Here is a 25,481-nt window from a genome sequence, read left to right on the forward strand (position 1 = left end):
CTGAACACCAGGGGGTGCCCCGTGCCGAACGTCGGCTACGCCACGCTGCAGGTCATCCCCTCCGTGCGGGGCATCTCCGACGAGCTGCGCCGCCAGCTCATCGGCCCAGCTGCCAGCGCAGGGCAGGACGCCGGCGAGGGCGCGGGCGGAGGCTTCCGTGACGCCTTCACCGGCGCCCTCGCCGCACTCGGCGTCACCGAAATCGCCACCAAGCTCGGCGAGCAGTTCACCGAAGCGTTCAACCAGGCCATGGAACAGGCCTCGGTCGCCGGCACCCTCAAGGCCCAGCTCGGCGCCACCAGCCGGGACGCCGCCCGGTACGGCAAGGCCGCCGGACAGCTCTACTCCAAGGGCATCGTTGACGACATCGAGGCCGGCGCCGAGGCCGTCCGCGCCACCGTCCAGGGCGGCCTGCTGCCCACCGGCGCGACGACAAAGCAGATCCGGGAACTGTCCGCGCAGATGGCGGACTTCTCCACCACATTCGGCACCGACTTCAACCTGCAGTCCCAGGCCGTCGCCGCCCAGCTCAAGAACGGCCTCGCGCCGAACGCCAAGTCCGCGCTGGACGTGCTCACGGTCGGGTTCCAGAAGCTGGGCCCGAACGCGGAGGACCTGCTCGAGACGTTCCAGGAGTACCCGGTCCAGTTGCGCAAACTGGGCCTCGACAGCAAGACGGCCCTAGGCCTGTTCCAGCAGGGCATCCAGGGCGGCGCCCGCGACACGGACATCATCGCGGACGCCCTCAAGGAGTTCTCTATCAGGGCGATCGACATGTCGGCGACCAGCCAGGACGCCTACAAGTCGCTCGGACTGAACGCGAAAGACATGTCCCTGCAGATCGCCAAGGGCGGCAAGGGCGCCTCCGACGGCCTGCAACTGGTCCTGGACCGCCTCCGCTCGATCAAGGACCCGGTCAAGCAACAGGCTGCAGCAGTCGGCCTGTTCGGAACACAGGCCGAGGACGCCGGCCGCGCGCTCCTCAAGCTGGACCCGTCCAAGGCCTCAAAGGCCTTCGGTGACGTATCCGGCGCAGCCCAGCAGCTCGGGAAGGACCTGCACTCCGGGCCCGCGTACGAACTGAAGGTGTTCACCCGCGGCCTGCAGCAGGCGGTCGTCAACGTCATCGGTGGCCAGGTCTTGCCCGTGCTGTCCACGGCAGGCGGATTCATCAACCGCAACATCCTGCCGCCTCTCACCACTGTCGCCGGGGCGGCGGCCTCCCTCGTCGTCCCCGCCCTGGAAAGCCTCTGGAGCGCGGGCGTCAGCGTGGTGAGCTGGCTGCGGGACATGTGTACCTGGCTCATCCCGATCGCCATCGCCGTCGGCGGATTCACCGCGGCGATCCTGGCCCAGCAGATCGCCACCCTCGCCGTCACCGCCGTGTTCTCCCTGTACCGGGGAGCGATCCTCGCCTGGACCCTCGTACAGCGCGGCGCGACGATCGCGCAGGCAGCTTTCAACGCGGTCATGAACGCCAACCCCGTGATCCTCGTGATCACGGCGATCGTGGCCCTGGCCGCCGCCCTCGTCGTCGCCTACCAGCGCAGCGAAACGTTCCGGGCGATCGTGCAGGCCGCCTGGGCAGGCATCCAGACGGCGGCCCTGTACGTCTGGAACAACGTCCTCAAGCCCGCGTTCGCCGGGCTGATGGCAGGCCTGTCCGCTCTCGGCGCCGCGTTCTCCTGGCTGTGGACGGTCGTGATCAAGCCGGTGTTCGGGTTCATCGACACGGCCGCCCGGATCCTGCTGACGGTCATCACGATCGTCGTGTTCGGTCCGATCTACCTCGCCGTCAAGCTACTCGGCGCCGTCTTCTCCTGGCTCTGGACCAACGCGATCTCTCCGGTCGTCGGCTGGATCGTGGCCGGGCTCGGTGTGCTCTGGGCCGGAGCGAAGCTGATCTTCTCGTACTTCGTTGCCGGGCTGCGGGCCATCGGCCGGTGGGCCGTCTGGCTGTGGACGAACGCGGTCTCTCCGGTCGTCGGCTGGGTGGTTGCCGGGTTCGGTGTGCTCTGGGCCGGAGTGAAGATCGTTCTCTCGTACTTCACCGCCGGACTGCGCACCCTCGGCGGCTGGGCGAAGTGGCTGTGGCAGAACGCCATCGCTCCAGCCATCCATGGCGTTAGCTCGGTGATCTCCACCGTCTACACCAGCGGGATCAAGCCCACGCTCGACAAGCTGCGTGGAGCGATCGGCCTGGTGGGCAAGGCGTTCGGCGCAGCGAAGGACGCCATCAAGATCGCCTGGGACAAGGTGAAGGGCATCGCCAAGGCGCCCGTCTCGTTCATCGTCAACACGGTGTACAACAAGGGCATCGTGGCGATGTGGAACAAGGTCGCCTCGGCCTTCGGCGCTCCGAAGCTGTCCACGTACAAGTTCGCCACGGGCGGTCCAGTTTTCGGGGCGGGCACGGAGACCTCCGACGACATCCCCGCGTGGCTCAGTAAGAACGAGCACGTTTGGACAGCCAAGGAGGTACGCGGCGCCGGCGGCCACGGGGCGGTCATGGCCCTGCGGAAGTGGGCGGCGGCCGGCGGCACCGGCGCCCTCCCCGGCTTCAAGAGCGGCGGCGGCCTGTTCGGCTGGATCGGTAAGGGCGCGTCCAAGCTGGCCGGCTGGGGCTCGGCTGCCTGGGACAAGGTGAAGGCCGGCGCCTCGTGGCTCAAGGACACGCTGGCCGCCTCGGCCAAGGCCGGTGTGAACGCGGTCGTGCGGCCGCTGCTGTCGCACATCCCCGGCCTCGGCTCCGGGATCGGCGACATGATCGCCAAGATCCCCAACAAGATGATCGACGCCCTGTTCGGCTACTCCGAGCAGGCCGACAAGAAAGGAGCCTCTGACTCCTTCGGCGGCGGGAAGATCCCCTCCGGACAGCACGCCGCGATCATCCGATCGGCCCTGTCCGCGGCCGGTGTTCCACCGCCCGGCACGATCGCTCAATGGCTGTCCGGCCTCAACACCCTGATCAGCAGGGAAAGCGGCTGGAACGCCAGCGCGATCAACCGCACCGACAGCAACGCCAAGGCAGGCCATCCCAGCCAGGGCCTGGCCCAGACGATCCCCAGCACCTTCAACGCCTACGTGCCCGCGTCCCTCAAGGGCCGCGGCATCCTGGACCCGGTCGCCAACGTAGCCGCCGCGATCAGGTACATCGTCGCCGTCTACGGCAACATCACGCGCGTGCAGCAAGCCAACGCCTCCAAGCCCCCCAAGGGCTACGCGGGTGGCGGCCGGCCGCGCGCGGGCGAGGTGTTCTGGGTCGGCGAGCGCGGGCCCGAGCTAATGCAGCTCGGTACGGGTGGGGCCACGGTGTGGGACTCGGCGACATCCATGCGGATGGCCGCCGGGCTCGGCCCGCTCCGAGGGTTCGCGAAGGGCACGAGCAGCGCCTCGGCCCGCAAGCAGATCCCCGGAGACCTGTCCTCGGTCAGCAAGATCCTCACGGCCAGTGCCTCGGACATCAAGAAGGCGTTCGAGGAGCTGACCAAGGACCTCAAGGCGGCGGGCGGCGCAGGCAAATCCCTGGCCGCGTCGACGTCGAAGGCTTCGGCCAAGCTGCAGTCCCTGGCCAAGCAGCGCGACTCGGTGCAGTCCAAACTCGCGGCCGCCAAGCAGACGGCTGCCGATCAGAAGAAGACGGCCCAGGACTTCCTCGGCCTGTCCAACCTGTCCGACTCCACCTCGGCGGCCCAGGTCATCGCCGGCCTGCAGGACCGACAGGCCACCGCCAAGCAGTTCCAGGCGACGATCGCCAACCTGTCCAAGCGGGGCCTGTCCCAGGACCTGATCGGGCAGCTGGTGGCGATGGGCCCCGACAGCGCCCTCGCCGGGGTCGTAGCGGGTGCGAGCAAGGCGCAGATCGCCCAGCTCAACCAGCTGGCCAAGTCCGGCGCCAAGCTCAGCACCAGCTACGGCAACACGATGGCGGACAGCATGTTCGACGCGGGCAAGAACGCGTCGAAGGGGTTCCTCACCGGGCTTCAGTCGCAACAGAAAGAGCTGCAGGCGGCGATGAACAAGCTGGGCGACGCCCTGGTCTCGAGCATCAAAAAGAAGCTCAAGATCAAGTCGCCGTCCCGGGTGACCCGTCCCCTCGGCGCGTTCACCGGGAAGGGGTTCGCCCTCGGCCTGGACGACACCGCGAGCACCGTGGCGGCCGCGGCCGCGCGCGTCGCGGACGCAGCCGTACCCGAGCCGCCGGCCGTCTCGCCCGCCTCGTACACCACGGCCGCGGCCGGGCAGGGCGGCACGCTCGCCTCCGGGTCCCGGCTGTGGCTGGTCCTCGAGGACGGCCGCCAGCTCGCCGCCTACGTGGACGAGCGGGCCGACGGACGTGTTGCCGCCGGCATGCGGCAGGTCCGGCGCAAGGTCCGCACCGGCACCAAGTAGAAGGGAGGACCCCCGATGCCGATGATCGTGGATCCGTCCGCGCCGCTCATCACCCCGCCCACCCCGGCCGTCAGCCCCGACGGGTGGCTGACGGCCAGCGTGGATGGCACCTATGCCGGGGTGGTGCTCGGCGTGGACTACCGCGCGGCCACCCCGTACGCCCAGGCGGCCAACGTCCGCAAGGTGCGCATCATGCGCACCAACCCGGGCCAGGCTGCGGTCCCCGTACGGTCGGCTGACACCGCATGGGCCATCGAGGGCGTGGGCGCCGCGTACGACCACGAGGCGCCGCTCGGGGTGGCGGTCGTCTACACCGCCACCCCGATCCTCGCCAACGGCAGCACCGGTCCGTCGTCCTCGTTGGCCGTCACCGTGGGTGAGCCGAGCCCGCCCGCCGATGTGTGGATCAAGTCGCTGGACGAGCCCGGCCTGTCCGCCCGGGTCACTGTCACCTCCTGGCCCCAGTTGCAGTGGGCCTCGAGGATCGACTCCGCCGACGTTGCGGGCTCGCCGTACCCGGCCACCAGCCAGGACGTCTACGCGGCCGCGTCCTCGGACATCACCATCGACGCCGAGGGCACGCAGATCGAACTGCTGCGCCGGTTGCTGACGACGCCCGGGGTGCGGCTGATCCAAACCCGCGGCGCGGCCCGGCGTCCGGACCAGTTCGTATTGTTCGCCGATCCGGCCGAGGCCGTCGACACCACCCCGGACGGGGCGCGCACGTTCACCGCGAGCGTGCGGGAGGTGGCCCGCCCGGACACCGCCGGCCAGCCGATGCGCCTGCCCGGCTGGTCCTGGGACATCCTCGCCGCCAACTACGCCAGTTGCGACGCGGTGGCGGCGACGTTCGCCAACTACCAGCAGCTGGCGACGAACGGCGTCCTCGGATGATGCCAATCGCCCCCGAGGTCCTGGCCGCGCTGCCCCAGGCGATCGGACGGCCGTACTACGCCGAGTGGTCCAACGACGGCGGCACCACCTGGACCAGGTGCGGCCTGGTCGCCCAGTCCGCCTCGATCACGGCGGACCGTACCGCGGAGACCCGCTACAGCGGGCAGGCCGAGGTCCTCGGCGTCGCCGAGGGACGCGACGGCATCAACTCCATCACCACCAACGTGCGCCTATGGCAGGGCGTGCAGCTGCCCCGCCAGGACCCGGTGTGGTTTCCGGCCGGTCGGTACTCGGTCACCCACACCAGCAAGACCCTGCGCGGGATCAGCCTCGAGCTGGACGGCCTGGAGGACGACCTGCGGGACGCCGCGTTCCCGGTCGCCCGCACCGTCGGGCCCGGGCCGGCGCGCACGCTCGTGACCGACCTGGTGGCCGAGGCCCTCCCGGGCGTTCCCGTCGCCTGGCGCCCGGGCGTAGACCCTGACACCCAGGTCCCGCAACTCGTGGCCTCCGACGACCGCTGGGCCGTCCTGTCCGCCGGCACAGACTCCACCGGTACGGCCACGGGCATCGCGGCCGCGCTGGCGGGGGAGATATGGGCGGACGCCCGAGGCGTCATCACCGTGGGCCCGGTGCCCACTCTGGACGACCCGGTGGTCTGGACGATCGCCCGCGGTGTAGGCGGCGCCCTGGTCCAGCCGCAGCCGGAGACCACCCGCGACGGCCTGGCCAACGTGTGGGCCGTCTCCGGCGACGGTGGCGACGGCTCGGCCGCCGTCGGCCCCGCCTTCGCCTGGGACGACGACCCCAACTCCCTGACCTTCGCCGGGCCGGATCCGATCAACGACCCCGGCGCGCCGCAGCGCCTCGGCCTCAACGGCGTACGGGTCCGCGTCCAGCGCTACTCCTCGTCGGTCATCACCGACTACGGCCAGGCGCTGCAGGTGGCCCGGGCCAAGCTCGCCGACTCGCTCGGCGTGCAGGCGAGTCTGTCCCTGACGAGCGTTTGCAATCCGGCCCTCGAGCCCGGCGACGTCGTCGCTGTCGAAGTGCAGCCGGAGGTGTGGGAGCGGCACATCATCGACTCCCTCAGCTACACGCTCGGCGCGGCCTCCATGTCCTGCAAGACCCGTACGACCGCGAGGAGGCTGTGATGGCCGACCCGTTGGGCGGCGAGGCCGACCGGCTGGCCGCGGTGCTGGCCGCGACAGGCACGGGCGGCGACGTTGTCTCCCTGCAGGTGGCCGACGTCACCGAGTCCGGCCGCGTCAACCTGCAGCTCGGCGACGGCTCCCTACTGATGGAGGTGGCCTGCCCCGACTCCTACCGCAACCGGGCCGCCGGAGACTGGGTTGCCGTACGGCTCTCCAGCGTCCCGGTGGTCCTGTGGCGGCTCGGCGACGATCCCGCCACCACCGATGCCGCCGACCTGCAGAAGGCCGCCACACAGGCCGCTCAGGACGTCCAGGTCGTACGGGCAGCCACCTACGGCACCAGCGTGCCGGCGGGCAGCGGCTGGCAGGCCGCGACCGCGGTCTATATGCGCAAGGTGGATGGCAAGCTGGAGATTTACTTCCAGGTCGCCGACGCCTCCGATCCGTCACCGGAAACCCCCGGAGTCCCGACGCCCAAGCCCGTCACCATCTCGCCCACGGCATCAGGGTCCTGGCGCGGCGGTAAGCCGGATGACTACGCGGGCACGCCCGTACAGGGCGACTGGACCGGCCGCGGCAACCGCAGGGGAGGTTGGTTCTACGGCTCTGCGATCAGCTCCGCCTGCGCCGGCAAGACCGTGGCTGGAATGAAGGTGGCGTTCACCCGCAAGGCGGGGGCCGGCGTCAACGCCAAGCGCCCCCTTCACGTGTACCTCCACAGCTACGCCTCGCCGCCGTCCGGCCAGCTGGACTTGGGTGACGGACCGGAGGATCTGCTCCGGCTGTCCGCCGGCGCCAAGGGCACCGCAACGCTCCCCAAGAGCTGGGTCACAGCTCTGGCCTCCGGGTCCGCCAAGGGCCTGGCCATCTACGCCAGCGGCGCAGCCGACTACATGGCCGTCACCGGCGGACAGCTCACCATCACGTTCTCCTAGGAGGAGGCCACCTTGGCGACCATCGGATACGCCAACCTGCCCGTGCCCGGTGGCGGCGATGGGCCCACCATGCCAGGCCATCTCGCTGACCTGGCCGAGGCGATCGACCCGCACCTGTGGCAGCACGCCAACGACCAGGCCGACCGAGACTCCAAGTACTCCACCGCGCCCGCCCAGACGGTCGTCGTCGCCCTGGACGGCACCACCTGGGTCAAGGTCAGCAGCGACACCAACACCTGGATCACGGTGTGGGAGCCGCTCGCGGACTGGCAGCCCCTCACCCTTGTCTCCGGGTTCGAGGCAGGGCAGACCACGCCCGAGGGCCGCATCGACCGCGGCAAGGTCCACCTGCGTGGCCGGATCCAGCGCACCGACAGCGGCCTGATCGCCGCCTCCGGTGTCAAGCTCGCCACGGTCCCCACGGCGTTCATCCCGCAGCAAATATCCTCCTTCGCCGGCGGCGCCAGCCTCACCGGCGACGCCATGACCGGCGTAGGCCGCGTGGAGGTTTTCAGCCCCGACCAGGACGCCAACGCGCTCGGTGGCCGCGGCTCGCTCATCTGGTACAGCCAGGACGGCAGCCAGGTGTCCGGCGGCACCGCCGGCGTCTCCTGGGTGGACATCTCCGGCTCCTACTGGCTCGACTGAAGGGAGCGCCCAACGCATGCCGCTCTACACCTTCGGCGGAACCCCCGCCGACGTCCTTACCGACAGCGCCGGCAACGTCGTCCCCGACTACCCCGTCCTGGTCAAGGTCGCCGGCACAGGCGCGGTCGTCACCGCCCTATTTGAGGAGGACGGCACCACCCCGATCGCCACTCTCCGCAGCAACTCAACCGACTCCAGCGCGCCTGGGGCGATCCGCACCTTCAAGGCCGCCGACGTCGCCGAGATCCAGTACGAGTACCTGGACGCCAGCGGCCAGCCGGTGCGCTGGTACCAGGTCGGCCGCGAGGTCGCCTCCGGCGCCCTGCAGACGGCCCAGCAGGCGCTGGACGCTGCGAGCAGCAAGCTGGACCTCGAGACCACCGACCCGCAGGAGGCGGCCGGCCCCGTCACCTTCAACGGTGCAGTCACCTTCGACCAGCCGATCACCGCACCCAACCTCAACGACCAGTCAGCCGTGCGCTGGTTCGCCGTCACCGGAGCCACCGGCAACGGCATCGCCGACGACCGCGCCGCGATCCAGGCCCAGCTGGACGCCGCACACACCGCCGGTGGCGGCATCGTCTACATCCCGCCCGGGCGCACCTACGGCGTGAGCACCTTTCTGGTCGTGTACGACAACACCACGATCTGGGCGTACGGAGCCACCCTCAAGGCCATCGGCACCGGTGCGGGCCTGCTGCGGAACTTCCTCAGCACCGAGACGTTCAGCGGCTACGCCGGCCACTCCCACATCCAGGTCCTCGGCGGCATCTGGGACGGCAACGCTAGCGACGGATCCACCGGCACGGTCACCGCCGAGACCGACGTGCTGAATTTCGTGCACTGCTCTGACACCACGGTCAAAGACGCCACGGTCCGCAACGTGAGCAGCGCCCACGCCCTGGAGTTCAACTCCACCGACGGCGCCAAGGCGATCAACTGCCGCTTCGAGGGCTACCGCGACAACTCCGGCACCAGCGCCCGGCAGTTCAGCGAGGCCATCCAGATCGACATCGCCAAGAGCGGCAGCAGCTCCATCGGTTCCTTCGACAACACGGCGAGCAAGAACGTCCTCGTGATGGGCTGCTACTTCGGGCCCTCGAGCAGGCTCGGCGTATTCGGCCGCGCAGTCGGCAGCCACACCGTGTCCGCCGGCGTCACCTTCGACAACATCCAGGTCATCGGCAACCGCATCGACGGCACCCTCCGGGAAGGCATCTACGGCTACGGCTGGCGCCGCGCGGTCATCGCCGACAACGTGATCACCGGCACCGGATACTCCGGCGTCCAGGTCACCCAGCCCGACCCCGCGACCACCGCAATCACCCAGCACACCATCACCGTGCGCGGCAACACGATCGAAGGCGCTGGTACCGACAGCGGTATCCGCGTCCTCGGCTACGCCACCTCAAAGATCACCGGAGTGGCCGTCACCGGCAACGTGATCCGCTCCATCACCGGCAACGCCGTGCACTGCGAGCACTGCTCAGCCCCGAACATCTCCGGCAACCAGGTCGACACGACGACGTCCACCGGCATCTACGCCCATTACTCCGACGCTGCCACCATCACCGGCAACGTCATCCGGGCGGCCGGCTCGAACGCCCTCAACGCGTCCGGGTCGGTGAGCGTCACGATCGCCGGCAACACGGTCGACGGCACCTCCAGCAACTTCGGAGTGTTCATCGGCCAGGGCGCGGACGGCTCTACCAATGCCACGGACGCAACGATCACCGGCAACGTCATCCGCTCGCCGGCCTCCTCCGGGATACGGCTGTCCACCAACGCCACCGGCTGCCTGGTCGTCGGCAACAGCGTCCGCAAGCTCACCGGCAGCGCCTCCTCGGCCCTGTCCATGGCCGCCAGCGCCACCGGCTGCAGCGTCCTGAACAACGACTTCAGCGGCAACAACTGGGGCGCATCCACGGCCATGAGCGTGTCCACGGCCGCGCCCGTCACCGGACCGGGCGGCATGACCGCTCTGCCCGGCTCCAACCTCGTGGACCTGGACGTCGTCCCCCAGTCCGCGCTCGAGGCAGCCCTGCGACCGTCCGGACGGTACGAGACGACCAGCCGCCTGCGGCTGGGCACCTCGTCCACGCCGACCAGCGGCACGCTGTACCTGGTGCCGATCTGGCTGCCCAAGGGCCTGATCATCTCCAGCATCACCTTTGTGTCCGGTGGCACGGCCGCCGGCACGCCAGTCAACTGGTGGTTTACGCTGCACGACTCCAGCCGCAAGGCGCTCGCCAGGACAGCGGACCAGCTCACCGCCGCCTGGGCCGCCAACACGGTCAAGACCTTGGCGATCGCCCAGACCACCGCAGGCACCGCGAGTAGCTACACCACCACCTACGCGGGCCTGCACTATCTGGGCTTCATGATCAAGGCGACGACCAACCCGAGCCTCATCTCGGAGGGCTCCAACCCGGACGTCGTCGCCCAGGTCTCGCCCGGGTTCGGCGGCACCGACACCGGCCTGAGCACTCCGCCCACCGTTTCCGGCGCCGGATTCACGGCCGGGGCCTTCGGCGCCGGCAGCGGCATCCTCGCCTACGGCTACGTCAGCTGACTCCCGTCCCGGCACCGCCCCGGTCCCACCGCGGCCTGCCCCATGACCACGGAGGCCTGCATGCCCCGCCCCCCGCATATCACCCGCGTCCGCGAGTACCCGCTGCACCCGCTGTGCGGCCGGCACCTCGTCCTGGACCGGCGCTCCCTCAACCACACCACACCCGAGATCGACCCGGCCAAGCTGCGCCCCGTCGAATGGATGCCCAAGGTCCCGATCCTGGACCAGTCAAACCTGGACGCTCAGGGCATCGACGTGGCCCAGCTGCTGCCCGGCGCACCGGCAGCCAAGGAGCTGGGATCCTGCACCGGCAACGGCGCCACCTACGCCCTGTCAGCCGTGCTGGACTCAGGCCGCCTCGAGGAGATAGGCCTCCACACCAGTGACAGCGTGGCCGCCGAGGAGTTCGCGATCCGCTGGTACTCCGGCGGCACGCAGGAGGACCAGTGGCGTGATGTGGAGTACCCAGTCACGGACTGCGGCTCTTCGGGCCTCGGCGTCTCCCGCTACGGCAAGGCCCGCGGCTGGTTCGACAACTACCGCACCGCCACCTCCGCGCTCGGCGTGCTGTCCGCGCTGCAGACCGGACCCGTCATCCTCGGCCTGCCCTGGCACCGGCAGTTCTTCGAGCCCGATCACAACGGGTTCATCGACTCCGCTGGCTGGGAGCGCAGCCCGCTCGACGGCGGACACGAGGTGTGCGGCGCCGTCCTGGAAACGCTGCGGTTGACCTCCGGCGGCGACGTGGACCTGGACCGCACCGTGCTGGCCCTGCCGAACTCCTGGAGCCCCTCATGGGGGATCGACGGCTGGTTCCGCATGCGGCTGTCCACCTACCAGACGCTGCGCCGCGAGGTCGACGTCTACCAGTTCCGCCTGGCCGCCTGACGGCCGCTCCACCACACACCGCACGCCTCGCGCCTCTGGCCGGGGCCTTCGTCATTTCAGGAGGTGCCGATGGTTGCCACATGCCGCGGCATGGACGTCTCCGCCTACCAGGGCACCCAAGACTGGGGCGCCCTGCGCCAGAGCGGCCTTGTGTTCGCCTTCGCCAAGGCCACCGAGGGCACACGCACCGTAGATCCCAAGTACGCCACGCACATCAAGGGCATCCTCGCCGCCGGCCTGGTCGCCGGCAGTTACCACTTCGCCTGGCCCAACCAGGACCCCAAGGCCGAGGCCGCCCACTACATCGCCACCGTCAAGCCGTACGCCAAGCCCGGATACACCCACTGGCTGGACCTTGAGAGGTACTCGGACGGCCGCAACTACGCCGGCCGCAACAACGCCGAGATCCGCGCCTGGGCCACCACCTGGATCGCCACTGTGCAGGCCGCGTATCCCGGCCAACGCGTCGGCATCTACACCTCCGCCGACGACATCGCCGCCGGCCGCGCTCCCGCCGACGCGCCCCTCTGGTACCCCGCATACCCCTGGGGTGCGGCTGCCTACAGCCGAGCCGAGGCAGCCAGCCAACCCCGCCCGTCCGGACGGATGCCGCTCATCTGGCAGTTCACCAGTCAGCCCGTGGACCGCTCCATCGCCTACATGTCCGAGGCCGACTTCCGCGCCTGGGCCGCCGGCAGCGCCACGCACACCGAGGAGAAGGACATGCAGCCCACCGACCAGATCACCGTCCCCGACTGGGCCAAGACAACCTGGCCCAAGGACAAGGGCCTCGCGGACGGCAAGATGCAGGTACAGACCGCGCTCGCCTCCGGCTACGCCCACGCACGCAAGGCGGCCGAGCAGACCACCGCGATCCTCGCCCAGCTCGGCGCCCAGGCCGCGACGATCGACAAACTGGTCACCGCCCTCGGCGCCGGCAGCGGCCTGACAGCCGCCGAGATCCAGGCCGCAGCCGAGGCCGGTGCCAAGGCCGCCCTCGCCCAGCTCGGCGACGCCCTGCAGTCGTGAGCAACGACCGCAGCACCCCGCCGGTCGACTGGCCAGGCCTGGAAACGGTCAGCATGACCAAGCTGACCGACGACATCTATTTCGGCTGGCTGGACCACGAGACCAACCCGATGTTTTGGCACCGGTGCGCCGCGCTCCGCGACGTACCGCCAGAACGGACAGTGCACGGGCCCTGGGTGGCGGCCGGGACGAGCAGGCACACCCTCGTCTCCCGCGAGCCCCTGCACCTCGAGCCCAGCCTGCTCTGGATGCTGCGGCCTGCACGGCTTTGTCCGGGATGGCGTATGGATCCCGGCCTGACCTCGAGGTGGCACCCCCTTGATCATTAACCTGACGCCACACCCGATCCGGTTGTACGCCCTCGACCGGCCCGACGGCCTGGACGACTTGGAGCCCGGGCTCCTGCGCGTCATCGAGCCCGAACGCACCCCGGCCCGGCTCGGCATGGTGCCGCTGTCCACCGAGTACCGGGAGGGCGTCCCGGTGGAACTGGTGGAGTACGGCCATGCCGAGGAGATCCCGGCCGCCCGCAAGGGCACGTCGCTGGTCGTCTCCCTGCCGGTGGCCCTCGCCCTGGCGCCGCGCCGCAGCGACCTCCTGGTCCCGTACCGCGAGGTCCGCAACTCCACTGGAACCGTCATCGGCTGCCGCCAACTGGCGCAGCCCGTCTGAGAAAAGAGACCAACGTGAAGATTTCCAAGGTCGCCAAGGCGATCGCCTCTGGCCTGGCTGCCGGCGCCACCGCCGTCGTCACCGCCGTCCAGGACGGACAGATCACCACCTCCGAGGCTGTCACCATCGTTCTCGCCATTCTCGGTGCCTACGGCATCACCTGGGCCGTGCCGAACAAGCCCTCGGCTGGAGGCGGCACCTACATCACCGGTGCCTGACAGCAGGCACACCGGCAACGGGTGACGCAGGCCTCGGCCGGGCTCACACCCCCCACAGCATGACCGGAGGACCGCGTGGACGCTGCGACGCTAGGCGCTGTCGGAACCATCGTCGTCGGGCTCGCAGCCGCCGGCGCCGCAGTGATCGGGCACCGCGGCGCGAACGCGGCCAGCCAGTCAGGCGCCGTCCTCGGCGGGTACTCGACCCTTGTGGACAACCTGCAGGAAGAGCGCAACGGCCTGCAGGTGAAACTCGCCGAGAACGAAAGGCTCCTCGCCGCCGCGTACGCCGAACTCGCCAGTGAGCGCGCCGACAAGGCTGCTCTGCAGGGACAGATCAACACGCTCACCGCCGAGAATGACCGGCTTCGGCAGCGCATTGTCGAGCTAGGAGGGCAACCCACGTGAACACGACCCAGGCCGCCCTCGCGCAACGGTGGCGATCCCTCGCCACCGCCGCCGTCCTGCTCGTGCTGTCAGGTGCGGTCGTCCTCGTCTGGCTCAAGGTCGACGCCGAATCCCGCCGCGCTGACGCCCTCGCGTCCGAGGCCAACTTGCGCGGCGACGCCGTCTCCACACTGGCTGGGGACGTGCGCGTCCTGCGCGCACAGATCCAAGCCAAGGGGGGCACGCCGGCAGCCCCCGACCCATCGCGCGCGGTAGACGATCTGCCGGCACGTGCCAAGGTCCCCGTCCCAGTGCCTGGGCCCGCGGGCCCCCAGGGGCCCAAGGGCGACCCGGGCAAGCCCGCCCCAACCATGACGCCGTCCCCAGGCTCTGCGGGCCCCTCCGGCCCCTCCGGCCCCTCTGGGCCGTCAGGCGCCCCAGGCGCCGCCGTTACCGGGCCCGCAGGACCGCCCGGGCCGTCCGGGCCAGCGGGCCCACCGGGCAAGGACGGAACTGACGGGAAGGACGGCGCTGACGGCAAGGACGGGAGGGACGGCCAGACCTGCCCGTCGGGCTACTCCCTGCAGGCCCCGGACTGGGACCCGGACGCCCTGGTCTGCCGGCGAGACGGCGCCGGCCAGCCCGATAACCCCACGCCCTCCCCGACGCAATCCCCCGCACTGCTCGGCCTACCCGCGGAACGCCGCCGTATCGCCTGACGCCCCCCAGACTCCGGCCCTCGCTCTCCTACGGGAGGGCGAGGGCCGTTTCGTCGTGCTCGGCACCGCCCGCGGTCTCCCGGCGCAAGGCCTCCGCCCAGTCGGCGACCAGCCGTTCATACCGGGCCCGGTCAGCCGCGCCGAGCCCGCCACCAGACCGTTGCCACAGCTCCCGGATCTCAAGGTTCAGCTCGTGCGCGGACCGCACGGAACCATGGCCGAAGGCATCGGGGGACATGCGATAAGAGTACGGAGCACCACCGACAACCGCCCTGCAGCGGCGCCCTGTTGCGCCAGGCCGCCCGGCGGCTACGGTGCGCGGGCAGATCACCCGACCGACGAAAGGACACCGCGATGGCACGTCGACTGTGGAAGGTCGGCACCAACTCCGGCAACGACGGCTGCCCGACGCTGTACGAAATCGCCGGCACGGACCAGTGGGTGGTCCAGGGCGACCGCGTCACCGACACTGCCGAACTCGGCCAGCTCGAGAACCTCACCGCAGGGGAGGGAGCCGTCACCGTGCCCCGAGAACTCCTCGCCACCTTCGGCCCCAAGGAGGCCGTCCACGTGCCGCAGATCATCAGCGCAGAAGAGTTCGGCCGCATGTTCACCACCCTGCGCCACAGCACCTGGCGCCTCGAGACCCGAGGCCGCTACGCCTGGGACGAACGACAGCGGGAGTATCAGGCTTTCGAAGCCGGCCAGCCCGTGCAGTGGGACCTCGAGGATCCCTGGTGCCGCAGCCGTCGCGAGCAGGCCGACCTCGGCAAGCGGTTCCAGCGCGTCCGCGTCCTCGATGAGCCGATCACCCCGGGCCAGCTGTACCTGCTGCGCGAGAACACCCCGCGAAACATGGCATGCGGCGAGGACATTCGCTTCCTCACCCGTGCCAAGGCAGAGGAGTTGAACCTCCCTCGCGAAGACTTCTGGATCTTCGACTCCCGTGTCGTCGCCCTCCTGCACTTCAGCGACGATGACGAGATGGGCTCCATTGAGCTGATCACCGATCCGGTCCAGGTCCTCCGCTACGCCCAGGCCCGCGAGGCCGCCTGGCATCACGCCGTGCCCTACGAGGAGGCCTTGGGTAGCTTGCCCATGTGACCACCGACTTCCAGCAGGCCCGCGAGGCCCTCGGCCGACGGCTCCGAGAACTACGCGGCCCCGCAACCCAGCGCCAGCTGGCAGACGCCTTGGGGTGGCCACAGGCCAAGGTCTCCAAGCTGGAGACCGGCAAGCAGCTGGCCACCCCTGAGGACCTCACAGCCTGGGCCCAGGCCACCGGCCACGCCCAGGCTGCCGAGGAACTCCTCGCTCGCCTGCAGGGCCTCGAGACACACACCCGGTCCTGGCGCCGCCAGCTGCGCGCCGGCCACCGCCCGGTCCAGGACACGCTCACCGTCGAATACGAGCAGTCGTCCGAACTACGCGCCTGGCAAGGCGCCATGGTCGTCGGCATGTTGCAGACCCCGGACTACGCCCGTGCCGTGTTCGCCCACTACGCCGAGCTGCAGAACTCGCCGAAGGACATCGAAGACGCCGTCCGTGCGCGAGTCCGCCGGCAGCAACTGCTGTTCCAGCCCGGCCGCACCTTCCACATCCTCATCTGGGAGGCCGCCCTGCACGCCCGCCTGGCCCCGCCCGATGTCCACGCGTCCCAGCTGGACCAGCTCGGCATGGTCATCGGACTGGACACCGTCCATCTCGGCGTGGTCCCGTTCGGCGCGCAGCTGGCCATCCCACCCGCTAACGGGTTCTGGCTGTACGACGACCGCCTGGCCATCGTGGAGGAGTGGCACGCCGAGATGTGGCTGAACGACACCGACAGCCTGGCCCTGTACCGCCGCGTCTGGGACACCCTCGACAAGTCCGCCGTCTACGGCACCCAAGCCCGGCGCCTCATCGCCCGGGCCCGCGCCCACTTCACCGACCTCGCGTGAGCATCACCGAGCATCACGGCGACCCGTAGGCGAATATTCGCGAATCAGACTGCACGCTGATTCGCCGACGTCTCTACGGTGCTGCTCATGGCCACCCCGTCCGCTTATCCGCTGCAGAAGGCCGGCCAGGACTGGCTCCTGTCCTGCGTTACGCATGCCGCCGACGCTCAACGTGCCTGGGACGCTCGCGAGTTCGCCGAGCTGCCGTCAGGCACACACTGGCGAGTAGCCGAGGCGCCGCTCTCCAGCTCCTTGCAGGCCATGCAGCAGATCCCCACGGACAGCCTCGGCCCGGTGCTCGCGGACACGCGCCTCAGCACCGCCTGGTGGCTCCTGCCGCCCACCGTCACCGACGACCTGGACGACCTCCGGCAGATCACTATCCACCCCGTCGGCTGGGCCCTCGAGAGCCCGCCCGTCCTCTTCTCGGTGCGCCACCGCTGGTGGGTGGAGATCCCGGACGGCTCCGGCCGGCTCACCGATCCGACCCTGCTGGGCGCCGTATTCAGCCCCGGCGCCTACCGCCCCGAACGGGAGGCTCTCGCGTGACAAGCGCCGAGACTAGGGGTCTGGTCGACATCCCGGCCGATCTCCTGCCGCTCATCCTCGTGCCACCCCTGGAAATCTTGCCCGACGCCAGGGCGCGCGGCGCCGAGTGCGTGTGGAGCGGCGAGCCACTGTCCACCGCCACAGCCATCGACCTCGGCGAGCGCGAGACCGACGGAGTCCACTGGTTCCCGCGCGCCTGCCGGCCCTGCACTCGGCACGCCGTACTGGCCGCGCGCAACTCGCATCCTGGCCAATGCGAGCAGTGCGTGGACAACACAAACCTCTGCGAAACACGCCGTGCCCTGCACGCCCTCGCCCTGGAGCTACGCCGATGAACTGCGCACGCTGTACCGAACCGATCCGTCCCGGCGAGGAGACGGAAGAGATCCAGAACCATGGCGCCAGCGCCGCTGGCGCCGAAATCGTCGTGCACGCGCGGCTCTGCCGGCGGGCACCTCAGCAGACGGCGCCGAAGTCACGGCGCTGATACCGGCCTCCGGCCGTGGCGCACGCCGACGCGCGACGGCCGGGTTTGACTCCAGCGGACCTTAACGACGGCGATGGCGTGGGTCAGGCGCTGGAGACGGGCGGCCACCCCGTCACCCCCGTCGGGGTGGCCGCTCACCAAGCAGCTCGGCGAGCGGTACGCCCAAGGCGTCGGCCAGGAGCAGCAGGTCCTGCAGGTTCGGCACGGCCAGGGCGTACTCCCAGCGGTGGATGGTGCGGTGATCGCGACCGATGCGTTCGCCAAGCGCGAGCTGTGTGAGGCCGACCTCGAGGCGCCCCTCACGGATGCGTAACCCGATCTCCCGGCAGCGGGTGAGTACCCAGTCGGGCATGGGATCGAGTGGCACCCGCTCACGCTGTATTGATCATGGCCTGTTGTCTTTGCCCAGCCAGGCAAATTTAATGATCTTGAGAGATGGGAACTGCACAGGCACCGCTCCGCCCCTGGTGATCCGGGGTGCGCGCGGAAACGAAGCGGCCAGACGGGTGTACGCGTCTCCACCTAATCGGCCGTTAGACGCTACGACTCGGTCAAAGCGTCCCGCCCCGGGTGCCCACGCCCCCGGGGCGGTTTACGTTTGGACGCAGAAGGGCCCCCGCCGACAAGAACGACGGGGGCCCTCCGCCTGCTCGGGCCGGCCTCCCCGCCGAGCACCGTGCAGGACTGCGGAACGCGCGTCTCAGGCGCGCGTGGGGAGACGCACCTGCCCGTTCCGTGAGCGCTACTTTACGTGCTGGTAGCACTGAGTCCAGTCACCCGTACGGGTGAGATAGAAACGAGATACGTGGGGATGTGGCATCCATGTGGCATCTGATCATGGAAGAGGCCCCCCGTTCGAATTGAACGAGGGGCCTACACCGCCTCTGACCTGCGGTCCAGGTCGGTGCCCCCGGCAGGATTCGAACCTGCGACACCCGCTTTAGGAGAGCGGTGCTCTATCCCCTGAGCTACGAAGGCGGATCGTGGCCGTGTGGGCCACAGGCGTCAGCGTACCGGATCTCCTCGGTGGGGGTGGGGGCCGGGAGAGGGGACGTGGGTGACGCGGGAGGCGGTGTGGAGGTCGGTCTGGATGGGGGTGGCCGTGGTGGTCAGTTCGGGGAGGAGGTGGGTGACGCAGTCGTCGAGGTGCGGCGGGCCGCGTGGGTGGAGATGTTCGCGGCGGCGACTGTGCATCCCGCGCGATCGAGCGGAGGCCGGATTCCGGTTCCTCGTCGGTCAGGGCGTAGGCCTGGGGGGACGCGTGTCCGCCAGGAGTACGCGGCCCAGGGATGTCGCTCGGGCCGGGAGGCGGGTGCCTACCGTGATGTTCGGTGACAGGACTCGGCTCGTCGCGGCTCTGGCCGTCAGTTGGATCATCGGCTCCTGGCCGCCCGGTGCCCGGGTCCGCCAGTACTGCCGGCCCCGCCGACTCCCGCACCCGGTCCGCCAGCGCCCTCAGGTGCGCAGCCGCCAGCTGGGGGAGGGTCGTGCGGGAGAGGGGTGGGAAGCCCAGGGACAGGACCCTCCAACACAGCAACCGGGAGGCCGCAGACGGGTCGTCGAACGCTCCCTCTCGGACTCGGCGCAGCCGTCTGCTGCTACACCCCGGCCAACCGAACCTTGGAAACCAAGATCGGCCGTTAAGGTTGACCCACCCCGTCGTACGGATCTTCCAGCCCCTGACCTGCCGCCCGGCTCGCCGCTGCTGCGCGCCGCCAAGCCGGCGCCAACCGGGGGTGAGGGTGAAGGTCCGGCCGTCCGGAGCTGCAGCGACCAGGCCCAGGTAGGCGTGTGTGATCCCCTACCTCCGCGTCACCCGCACCTGGTAGTCCCCCGCCGCAGTCACCCCGGCCACCTCGACGGTGATGCCCCTCAGGGGATCCTTGAAGCGTTCCCCGGGTCCGAACGGCGCGTCCGAGAGTTCCGCGTGGACGTTGGGGCTGCGGGTGCAGCCGCTGGAGCCGCGGTGGGCGTCGTAGACCCTGACGGGGCCGCGGCCGGTGTCGACGTTCGCGTCGACCTTGTAGATGAGGATGCCGGGGTGGCAGACGGCCTCGTCGTTGCCGCCCTGGGTGCGCAGTTCCAGGGCGTAGCCGCTGCGGCCGCTGAACGGTACGAAGACGAGTTTCCGGCCGCCGGTCCTGGACAGCGGGGTCAGTTCGTACTCGGTGGTGCTGTGGGCCGCCGCGCAGCTGACCTGGGAGGCGTCCAGCCAGCCCAGTTTCCACTTGTGCCAGCCGAGCAGGTCGTTGTCGGCGCCCCAGTCCTCGCTCATGATGTCCCAGTGGCCGACCGCGCCCCCGCCCTCCTGGGTGTAGAGGTCGGGCAGGCCGAAGACGTGGCCGTTCTCGTGCGGGAGGACGCGGTAGCCGGTCTGCGCGTAGGAGCCGGAGCCGTCGTCCTGGCGGGAGTAGACGAAGGAGGCGTTGGCGACCGGGACGCCGTCGGCCACGGGCGCCTCCGCGTTGCCGGCGAAGGTCACGGACAGGACGGTGTCCAGGGCGGAGGGGCCGGCGTTCGGGGTGACCAGCACGTTCAGCAGGTCGTACGAGCGGAAGTCCACGGTGGGGTCGGCGGCGGCCACGATGTCCTGGACCAGCCGGCGGTAGCCGGGGTCGAAGGGGGCGCCGCGCTCTATGCCGTAGGCCCTGAACGGCTTGGGCATGCGCAGCCAGGTGGTGATCGGTGTCTCGGGGCGGTAGTCGAGACGGCCGTAGGAGGCGGTGCGGAACCACTCCTCGGTCTGCGGGAAGAACTCGCGGAAACGGTCGAGCGCGCTGCCCTCGCCGGGCGCGTCGGAGAAGTCGACCATCAGCGTCAGGGCGTGGACCGTGCCGATGGCGTGGGCATAGCCGCCTGGGGTGGGTATGCCCTCGGTCATCTGGACGTCGAAGCCGCCGCTGATCATGCAGCGGGCGAGCGCGGGGGAGCGGGCGAGGGCGATGGGGCCCGCCCCGGCGGTGGCGGAATCCGCCGTGAGGTGTCCGGTGCCGGCCGAGGTGCCGACCGCGAGGATCAGTGCGGTCACGGATGCGAGGGCGGCTACACGGCGCGGGCGTATCCGGCATGCGCCCGGCGCACGCCGGCCGCTGGACGACTGCGGCTGCATGCAGGGACCTTCCGCTCCACGGCAGCCGCCGGTCGTCGGCTGCACCCTTGCGATCACCCTGTGTCGTCGGGGCGGCGGGCGCGCGCTGGGGGAGACCGATCGTGGGTTTCTCGCGAGTAGGGGCATGGATGCGGAACAACCGGGGGCGTAGATGCGGCACAACCGGGGGCGTGGATGCGGAACAACCGGGGGGCGTGAATGCGGCACATCCCGGGGTGTAATCCGGCGCAACCCGGGGCGAATCCGGCGCATCCGGGGGCATGGATGCGGCATCTCCAGGAGGACTCCAGGAGTGTGATGCGGGTCACAGAGACTTTTCCGCCGGGCGGGAAATAACCGGGGATCGTTTCCCCGTTTAGTCGTGTGTCCGAGCGAAACGGGGACTCGCTCCCCGGATCGCCCCACCCGCTGAGCTCAGGAGTACGCCGTGTCCACCGCGACCCCTGTACAGCGCAGGACGCCCCGGCCCCGCGCCGACGCCCTGCGCAACCGGGAGCGGATCGTCACCGCCGCCCGGGAGATGTTCGTCGAGTACGGCCCCGATGTGCCGCTCGACGAGATCGCCCGCCGGGCCGGTGTCGGCAACGCCACGGTGTACCGCAACTTCCCGGACCGCGACGCCCTCGTCCGCGAGGTCGTCTGCTCGGTCATGGACCGTACGGTGCGGGCGGCCGAGGAGGCGCTCGCGGAGACCGGAGACGCCTTCGAGGCCCTGGAGCGTTTCGTGCACTCGGCCGCTGACGAGCGGATCAGTGCGCTGTGCCCCATGGTCGCCAGCACGTTCGACCGGCATCACCCCGACCTGGAAGCGGCGCGCGAAAGGACCGAACGCCTCATCGAGGAGGTCATGGACCGCGCCAAGGGGGCCGGCCAGCTCCGGCCCGACGTGGGCGTCGGTGACCTGATGGTCGCCGTGGCCCAGCTCAGCCGGCCCCCGGCCGGCACCGCCTGCCTCGGCCTGGACCGCTTCGTACACCGTCATCTGCAACTGTTCCTGGACGGGCTGCGCGCCCCGGCCCGATCCGTCCTGCCCGGCACCGCCGCGACCATGGAGGATCTGCGCCAGGCCTGAGCGATTAGTTTCGCGGACTCCACCGGTCCAACCGACGACCGGCTTTCCGACGCCAGACTCTCCGACGCCAGCCTCTCCGACCTCAGTCTCTCCGACCTCAGTCTCTCCGACCTCAGACTTTCCGGCCGTCAGCGCTGACGAGCCGTGTTCCGCCTTCACTTCTTCCGTACTCGTCACCGTTTTCCGTTCTCGTCGCATTTTTCCGTCACGAAGTCCCGAAGTGGGTACCTCCATGTCCGAAACAGCCCGAGCCGCCGTCGGCACCGCCGACGCCAACCGCTGGAAAGCGCTCGTCTTCATCGCGCTCGCCCAGCTGATGGTCGTCCTCGACGCGACCATCGTGAACATCGCCCTGCCCTCCGCCCAGCAGGACCTGGGCATCTCCGACGGCAACCGCCAGTGGGTCGTGACCGCGTACGCGCTCGCCTTCGGCGGTCTCCTCCTCTTCGGCGGCCGGATCGCCGACCTGTGGGGCCGCAAGCGGGCCTTCGTCATAGGCCTGGCCGGCTTCGCCGCCGCCTCCGCGCTCGGCGGTGCGGCGACCACCGGCGCGATGATGTTCGGCGCCCGCGCCCTGCAGGGCGTCTTCGGCGCCCTGCTCGCCCCGGCCGCGCTCTCGCTGCTCGCCGTGATGTTCACGGACGCCAAGGAGCGCGCCAAGGCGTTCGGCATCTACGGCGCGATCGCCGGTGGCGGCGGCGCCGTCGGCCTGATCCTGGGCGGCTTCCTCACCGAGTACCTGGACTGGCGCTGGACGTTCTTCGTGAACATCCCGTTCGCCGTGATCGCCGCGGCCGGCGCCTACTTCGTCATCCGTGAGCCGGAGGGCGGACGCAACCGCTCCGCGCTCGACATCCCCGGCGTCATCCTGTCCACGCTCGGCCTGGTGGCCCTGGTCTACGGCTTCACCCGCGCCGAGTCCGACGGCTGGGGCGACTCGGTGACCATCGGCATGTTCGTGGCGTCCGCGGTGCTTCTGCTCGCCTTCGTGGCCGTCGAGGCCAGGGTCAAGGCCCCGCTGCTGCCGCTGCGCGTGATCACCGACCGCAACCGCGGTGGCATCTACCTCTCCCTCGGCCTCGCGATCATCGCGATGTTCGGGCTCTTCCTCTTCCTGACCTACTACCTCCAGGTCGTGAAGGGCTACTCCCCGGTGAAGACCGGCTTCGCGTTCCTGCCGATGATCGCGGGCATGATCATCGGCTCCACCCAGATCGGCGCCCGTCTCATGACCCGGGTCCCGGCCCGGCTGCTGATGGGCCCCGGCTTCCTGGTCGCCGCGCTCGGCATGCTGCTGCTGACCCAGCTGGAGATCGGCTCCTCGTACACGACCCTGCTGCTGCCCGCGATGCTGCTGCTCGGTCTCGGCATGGGCACGGCGTTCATGCCGGCCATGTCCCTGGCCACCCAGGGCGTCGAGCCCCGGGACGCGGGCGTGGCCTCCGCGATGGTCAACACCTCGCAGCAGGTGGGTGGCGCGATCGGTACGGCCCTGCTGAACACCATCGCCGCCTCGGCGACGACCTCGTACATCAAGGACCACATCGCGACCGCGGCCGGCAAGCCGCAGCAGCAGCTGGTCCAGCTCCAGGGCATGGTGCACGGCTACACCAACGCCATCTGGTTCGCCGTCGGGATCCTCGTGGTCTCCGCCGTGATCGTGGTGACCTTCGTCAACGCCGGCCGTCCGGGCGCCGTCCCGGTCGCCTCCGGTGAGGGCGTCGAGGACGAGGTGGCCGTCCCGGTGGTCGCCCACTGATGAGGCCGTGGCTCCCTCAGCGGAGCCAGGGCAGGTCGGCACCCGCTTCGTTGGGCTGAAGGCCCTCGGCGACGATCTCCATGATCTCGCCGAGGGTCTTCTGCTGCTCGGGGGTCAGCCGCTCGAACAGCGCCTGGCGTACGGCGGCCACGTGGCCCGGCGCGGTGCGGCGCAGCACGTCGTAGCCCTCTTCGGTCAGCACCGCGAACTGGCCCCGCTTGTCGGAGGGGCAGTCCTCGCGGCGCACCCAGCCGTTCTTCTCCAGGCGGGCGATGGCGTGCGAGAGGCGGGAGCGGGTGATCTTGGCCTTCATGGCCAGCTCGGTCATGCGCAGTCTGCGGCGCGGGGCCTCGGCGAGTGAGACGAGCAGGCCGTAGTAGACGTGCGGCATGCCCGCGTCGCGCTGCAGCTGACGGTCGAGGTGGTCCTCCAGCAGCGTGGTGGCGTGCAGGTAGGAGCGCCAGACGCGCTGCTCCTCGTCGGTGAGCCAGCGGTGCTGTGCGGCGGAATCGGGTGCCGTGTTCATGTGTCCCACTGTACGAGGCTGCTACTTGAAGCTTAAACAAGTGAGGCGTAGGGTGTGGTGGTAAAGCTTGAGAGTTAAAGGGAGAGGGGTCGCCGTCATGTCCGCCGCCACCCAGGAGCGCATGCCCGCCCTTTACCTGAGCCACGGTGCCCCGCCGCTCGCCGACGACCCCGTCTGGCCCGGCCAGCTCGCCGCCTGGTCCGCCGGCCTGCCCCGCCCCAAGGCGATCCTGATGGTCTCCGCCCACTGGGAGGAGGCCCCGCTCGCCCTCGGCGCGACCACCACCGTCCCGCTCGTCCACGACTTCTGGGGCTTTCCCGAGCACTACTACCAGGTGAGGTACGAGGCTCCCGGCGCACCGGAGCTCGCCGAGTCCGTACGCAAGCTGCTGCGCGCCCCCGGCATCCCCGTGCAGGACATCCCGGACCGCGGCCTCGACCACGGCGCGTACGTCCCGCTGGTGGAGATGTTCCCCGCCGCCGACGTCCCGGTCCTGCAGGTGTCCATGCCGACCCTGGACCCGGTGCGGCTGATGGAGATCGGCCGCAGGCTCGCCCCGCTGCGCGACGAGGGCGTGCTGATCGTCGGCTCAGGCTTCTTCACCCACAACCTGGCCGCACTGCGGTACACGGGAGGCGGCGTGCCCAGCTGGTCCTCCGAGTTCGACGACTGGGGCCGGCGCGCGCTGGAGGCCCGGGACTGGGACGCCCTGCTGGACTTCCTCGACAAGGCCCCGGCGGGCCGCTACGCCCACCCGCGCACCGAGCACTTCGCCCCGCTCTTCGTCACGATGGGCGCCGCCGAGGCCGGCGGTGAGCTGGACGCGCAGAAGTCGGTGATCGACGGCTTCTGGATGGGCATGGCGAAGCGGTCGGTGCAGTTCGGCTGAGGCCGAGCACCCACGCGCCGGGTCACAACTCCTTCTCGTACCAGGCCACGTCCCAGTAGCGGCCGAACTTGCGGCCCACCTCCCGGTACGTGCCGACGTACCGGAAGCCGAAGCGCTCGTGCAGCCGCGTGGACGCCTCGTTGGGCTGCGTGACGCCCGCGTAGGCGCGGTGCAGGTCCTCGCCGGACAGGGCCTCGAAGAGGGCCTTGTACAGCAGCGTGCCGATGCCGCTGCGGCCGGCGTGCGGGGCGAGGTAGACGGACGTCTCCACGGATGTGCCGTACGCGGGCTTCGCACGGAAGGGACTGGAGGTGGCGTAGCCCAGAATCTCCTGTGACTCGGCCGCCACGGCAACCATCAGGCGGTGCGGGCCGTCTTCCGGGTGGGAGAGCAGCCAGGGGCGGCGCTCCTCCGGTGTGAAGACGGCGGTGTCGAATGTGATGGGCGTCTCACGTACGTAGTGGTTGTAGATGTCCGTGAGGGCCTTGAGGTCACCCTCGACTCCCGCTCTGACCTGCACCTCTGTGCGTTCCGGCGGCATCGCACCTCCCCGTGTGGCCGGACAGGGTACTGCATGATCAGAAAAAACGGGGGTCGGGTGGGAATTCTGTCCGGATTCCAGTCGTTGTTTCCTTCGGATGC

25 protein-coding genes and 1 tRNA gene are annotated in these 25,481 nt (G+C 70.0%); 19 read left to right on the plus strand and 7 right to left on the minus strand.

Translation table 11 applies throughout. The annotated features are described in order from the left end of the window. Nucleotides 1–21: 21 nt before the first annotated feature. The 12 genes from ACIBBH_RS19520 to ACIBBH_RS19575 all read left to right on the plus strand — a co-directional run bounded on the left by ACIBBH_RS19520 (nt 22) and on the right by ACIBBH_RS19575 (nt 13,810). The gene (locus ACIBBH_RS19520; RefSeq protein ID WP_399406153.1) at nt 22–4,392 is read left to right on the plus strand and encodes a phage tail tape measure protein; all 4,371 of its coding nucleotides are present in this window, start codon (nt 22–24) and stop codon (nt 4,390–4,392) included. Nucleotides 4,393–4,407: 15 nt separating this feature from the next. Next, nucleotides 4,408–5,286, plus strand: a complete 879-nt coding sequence (locus ACIBBH_RS19525; RefSeq protein ID WP_399406155.1) for a hypothetical protein — start codon at nt 4,408–4,410, stop codon at nt 5,284–5,286. Further along, a complete protein-coding gene (locus ACIBBH_RS19530) occupies nt 5,283–6,440 on the plus strand; it encodes a phage tail protein (protein ID WP_399406157.1) in 1,158 nt (385 codons plus the stop codon). Before ACIBBH_RS19525 ends, ACIBBH_RS19530 begins: the two co-directional genes overlap by 4 nt. After that, complete coding sequence (locus ACIBBH_RS19535) at nt 6,440–7,375, plus strand: hypothetical protein (protein ID WP_399406159.1); 936 nt, start codon at nt 6,440–6,442, stop codon at nt 7,373–7,375. The genes ACIBBH_RS19530 and ACIBBH_RS19535 overlap by 1 nt, the downstream gene beginning before the upstream one ends. Before the next feature lie 12 nt (nt 7,376–7,387). Next, nucleotides 7,388–8,023, plus strand: a complete 636-nt coding sequence (locus tag ACIBBH_RS19540; protein ID WP_399406161.1) for a hypothetical protein — start codon at nt 7,388–7,390, stop codon at nt 8,021–8,023. Nucleotides 8,024–8,039: 16 nt separating this feature from the next. Further along, nucleotides 8,040–10,595 carry a right-handed parallel beta-helix repeat-containing protein gene (locus tag ACIBBH_RS19545; protein ID WP_399406163.1) on the plus strand — a complete coding sequence of 852 codons (2,556 nt, stop codon included), beginning with the start codon at nt 8,040–8,042 and terminating at the stop codon, nt 10,593–10,595. Nucleotides 10,596–10,655: 60 nt separating this feature from the next. Next, on the plus strand, nt 10,656–11,483 hold the full coding sequence (locus ACIBBH_RS19550) for a hypothetical protein (protein WP_399406165.1): 828 nt from the start codon (nt 10,656–10,658) through the stop codon (nt 11,481–11,483). A gap of 69 nt (nt 11,484–11,552) precedes the next feature. Beyond that, nucleotides 11,553–12,512 carry a glycoside hydrolase family 25 protein gene (locus tag ACIBBH_RS19555; protein WP_399406167.1) on the plus strand — a complete coding sequence of 320 codons (960 nt, stop codon included), beginning with the start codon at nt 11,553–11,555 and terminating at the stop codon, nt 12,510–12,512. Continuing rightward, nucleotides 12,509–12,841 (plus strand): hypothetical protein, encoded by a 333-nt coding sequence (locus tag ACIBBH_RS19560; protein ID WP_399406168.1) that lies wholly within the window; start codon nt 12,509–12,511, stop codon nt 12,839–12,841. The genes ACIBBH_RS19555 and ACIBBH_RS19560 overlap by 4 nt, the downstream gene beginning before the upstream one ends. Then, the gene (locus tag ACIBBH_RS19565; RefSeq protein WP_399406170.1) at nt 12,831–13,184 is read left to right on the plus strand and encodes a hypothetical protein; all 354 of its coding nucleotides are present in this window, start codon (nt 12,831–12,833) and stop codon (nt 13,182–13,184) included. The genes ACIBBH_RS19560 and ACIBBH_RS19565 overlap by 11 nt, the downstream gene beginning before the upstream one ends. A 14-nt stretch (nt 13,185–13,198) precedes the next feature. Continuing rightward, a complete protein-coding gene (locus ACIBBH_RS19570; protein WP_399406172.1) occupies nt 13,199–13,402 on the plus strand; it encodes a hypothetical protein in 204 nt (67 codons plus the stop codon). A 75-nt stretch (nt 13,403–13,477) separates the two neighbouring features. Continuing rightward, nucleotides 13,478–13,810: a hypothetical protein gene (locus ACIBBH_RS19575; RefSeq protein WP_399406174.1), complete on the plus strand. Its 333-nt coding sequence runs from the start codon at nt 13,478–13,480 to the stop codon at nt 13,808–13,810. A gap of 726 nt (nt 13,811–14,536) precedes the next feature. Here ACIBBH_RS19575 and ACIBBH_RS19580 read toward each other — a convergent pair. After that, the gene (locus tag ACIBBH_RS19580) at nt 14,537–14,746 is read right to left on the minus strand and encodes a hypothetical protein (protein ID WP_399406176.1); all 210 of its coding nucleotides are present in this window, start codon (nt 14,744–14,746) and stop codon (nt 14,537–14,539) included. 116 nt (nt 14,747–14,862) lie between these two features. Here ACIBBH_RS19580 and ACIBBH_RS19585 point away from each other — a divergent pair, with 116 nt between their 5' ends. The 4 genes from ACIBBH_RS19585 (at nt 14,863) to ACIBBH_RS19600 (ending at nt 17,332) form a co-directional block, all read left to right on the plus strand. Beyond that, nucleotides 14,863–15,612: a DUF6879 family protein gene (locus ACIBBH_RS19585; RefSeq protein WP_399406178.1), complete on the plus strand. Its 750-nt coding sequence runs from the start codon at nt 14,863–14,865 to the stop codon at nt 15,610–15,612. Next, nucleotides 15,609–16,448: a helix-turn-helix domain-containing protein gene (locus ACIBBH_RS19590; protein ID WP_399406180.1), complete on the plus strand. Its 840-nt coding sequence runs from the start codon at nt 15,609–15,611 to the stop codon at nt 16,446–16,448. Before ACIBBH_RS19585 ends, ACIBBH_RS19590 begins: the two co-directional genes overlap by 4 nt. Before the next feature lie 87 nt (nt 16,449–16,535). Continuing rightward, nucleotides 16,536–16,997 (plus strand): hypothetical protein, encoded by a 462-nt coding sequence (locus ACIBBH_RS19595; protein ID WP_399406181.1) that lies wholly within the window; start codon nt 16,536–16,538, stop codon nt 16,995–16,997. Continuing rightward, nucleotides 16,994–17,332, plus strand: a complete 339-nt coding sequence (locus ACIBBH_RS19600) for a hypothetical protein (protein WP_399406183.1) — start codon at nt 16,994–16,996, stop codon at nt 17,330–17,332. The genes ACIBBH_RS19595 and ACIBBH_RS19600 overlap by 4 nt, the downstream gene beginning before the upstream one ends. 264 nt (nt 17,333–17,596) lie before the next feature. On the opposite strand, the gene ACIBBH_RS19605 is transcribed toward ACIBBH_RS19600, so the two are convergent. From ACIBBH_RS19605 to ACIBBH_RS19620, 4 genes are all read right to left on the minus strand, one after another. Continuing rightward, nucleotides 17,597–17,836 (minus strand): helix-turn-helix domain-containing protein, encoded by a 240-nt coding sequence (locus ACIBBH_RS19605; RefSeq protein ID WP_399406185.1) that lies wholly within the window; start codon nt 17,834–17,836, stop codon nt 17,597–17,599. A 553-nt stretch (nt 17,837–18,389) separates the two neighbouring features. Then, nucleotides 18,390–18,462, minus strand: a tRNA-Arg gene (locus tag ACIBBH_RS19610). 27 nt (nt 18,463–18,489) lie between these two features. Beyond that, entirely contained in the window at nt 18,490–18,678 is a 189-nt protein-coding gene (locus ACIBBH_RS19615; protein ID WP_399406187.1) for a hypothetical protein, read from the minus strand. Nucleotides 18,679–19,285: 607 nt separating this feature from the next. Further along, entirely contained in the window at nt 19,286–20,593 is a 1,308-nt protein-coding gene (locus ACIBBH_RS19620) for a M6 family metalloprotease domain-containing protein (RefSeq protein WP_399406189.1), read from the minus strand. Between the two features lie 427 nt (nt 20,594–21,020). Between ACIBBH_RS19620 and ACIBBH_RS19625 the strand changes: the two genes are divergently transcribed. Beyond that, a complete protein-coding gene (locus ACIBBH_RS19625; RefSeq protein ID WP_399406191.1) occupies nt 21,021–21,665 on the plus strand; it encodes a TetR/AcrR family transcriptional regulator in 645 nt (214 codons plus the stop codon). A gap of 232 nt (nt 21,666–21,897) precedes the next feature. Then, nucleotides 21,898–23,424 carry an MFS transporter gene (locus ACIBBH_RS19630; protein WP_399406193.1) on the plus strand — a complete coding sequence of 509 codons (1,527 nt, stop codon included), beginning with the start codon at nt 21,898–21,900 and terminating at the stop codon, nt 23,422–23,424. A 16-nt stretch (nt 23,425–23,440) separates the two neighbouring features. On the opposite strand, the gene ACIBBH_RS19635 is transcribed toward ACIBBH_RS19630, so the two are convergent. Next, nucleotides 23,441–23,950 carry a MarR family winged helix-turn-helix transcriptional regulator gene (locus ACIBBH_RS19635; protein ID WP_399406195.1) on the minus strand — a complete coding sequence of 170 codons (510 nt, stop codon included), beginning with the start codon at nt 23,948–23,950 and terminating at the stop codon, nt 23,441–23,443. 97 nt (nt 23,951–24,047) lie between these two features. On the opposite strand from ACIBBH_RS19635, the gene ACIBBH_RS19640 reads away from it, so the two are divergent. After that, nucleotides 24,048–24,839, plus strand: coding sequence for a dioxygenase (locus tag ACIBBH_RS19640; RefSeq protein WP_399406196.1), 792 nt, complete (start codon nt 24,048–24,050; stop codon nt 24,837–24,839). A gap of 22 nt (nt 24,840–24,861) precedes the next feature. On the opposite strand, the gene ACIBBH_RS19645 is transcribed toward ACIBBH_RS19640, so the two are convergent. Next, on the minus strand, nt 24,862–25,380 hold the full coding sequence (locus tag ACIBBH_RS19645) for a GNAT family N-acetyltransferase (RefSeq protein WP_399406198.1): 519 nt from the start codon (nt 25,378–25,380) through the stop codon (nt 24,862–24,864). Nucleotides 25,381–25,481 lie beyond the last annotated feature (101 nt).

The sequence above is a fragment of the Streptomyces sp. NPDC051636 genome, from assembly GCF_044453765.1.
GTDB lineage: Bacteria > Actinomycetota > Actinomycetes > Streptomycetales > Streptomycetaceae > Streptomyces.

What these genes read in the sequence shown, in the direction of transcription:
- ACIBBH_RS19640 (WP_399406196.1), top strand. Translation starts at nt 24,048, where the DNA reads ATGTCCGCCGCCACCCAGGAGCGCATGCCCGCCCTTTACCTGAGCCAC.
- ACIBBH_RS19525 (WP_399406155.1), top strand. Translation starts at nt 4,408, where the DNA reads ATGCCGATGATCGTGGATCCGTCCGCGCCGCTCATCACCCCGCCCACC.
- ACIBBH_RS19645 (WP_399406198.1), bottom strand. Translation starts at nt 25,380, where the DNA reads ATGCCGCCGGAACGCACAGAGGTGCAGGTCAGAGCGGGAGTCGAGGGT.
- ACIBBH_RS19555 (WP_399406167.1), top strand. Translation starts at nt 11,553, where the DNA reads ATGGTTGCCACATGCCGCGGCATGGACGTCTCCGCCTACCAGGGCACC.
- ACIBBH_RS19595 (WP_399406181.1), top strand. Translation starts at nt 16,536, where the DNA reads ATGGCCACCCCGTCCGCTTATCCGCTGCAGAAGGCCGGCCAGGACTGG.
- ACIBBH_RS19530 (WP_399406157.1), top strand. Translation starts at nt 5,283, where the DNA reads ATGATGCCAATCGCCCCCGAGGTCCTGGCCGCGCTGCCCCAGGCGATC.
- ACIBBH_RS19620 (WP_399406189.1), bottom strand. Translation starts at nt 20,593, where the DNA reads ATGCAGCCGCAGTCGTCCAGCGGCCGGCGTGCGCCGGGCGCATGCCGG.
- ACIBBH_RS19585 (WP_399406178.1), top strand. Translation starts at nt 14,863, where the DNA reads ATGGCACGTCGACTGTGGAAGGTCGGCACCAACTCCGGCAACGACGGC.
- ACIBBH_RS19605 (WP_399406185.1), bottom strand. Translation starts at nt 17,836, where the DNA reads ATGCCCGACTGGGTACTCACCCGCTGCCGGGAGATCGGGTTACGCATC.
- ACIBBH_RS19580 (WP_399406176.1), bottom strand. Translation starts at nt 14,746, where the DNA reads ATGTCCCCCGATGCCTTCGGCCATGGTTCCGTGCGGTCCGCGCACGAG.
- ACIBBH_RS19535 (WP_399406159.1), top strand. Translation starts at nt 6,440, where the DNA reads ATGGCCGACCCGTTGGGCGGCGAGGCCGACCGGCTGGCCGCGGTGCTG.
- ACIBBH_RS19635 (WP_399406195.1), bottom strand. Translation starts at nt 23,950, where the DNA reads ATGAACACGGCACCCGATTCCGCCGCACAGCACCGCTGGCTCACCGAC.
- ACIBBH_RS19615 (WP_399406187.1), bottom strand. Translation starts at nt 18,678, where the DNA reads ATGCACAGTCGCCGCCGCGAACATCTCCACCCACGCGGCCCGCCGCAC.
- ACIBBH_RS19630 (WP_399406193.1), top strand. Translation starts at nt 21,898, where the DNA reads ATGTCCGAAACAGCCCGAGCCGCCGTCGGCACCGCCGACGCCAACCGC.
- ACIBBH_RS19545 (WP_399406163.1), top strand. Translation starts at nt 8,040, where the DNA reads ATGCCGCTCTACACCTTCGGCGGAACCCCCGCCGACGTCCTTACCGAC.
- ACIBBH_RS19550 (WP_399406165.1), top strand. Translation starts at nt 10,656, where the DNA reads ATGCCCCGCCCCCCGCATATCACCCGCGTCCGCGAGTACCCGCTGCAC.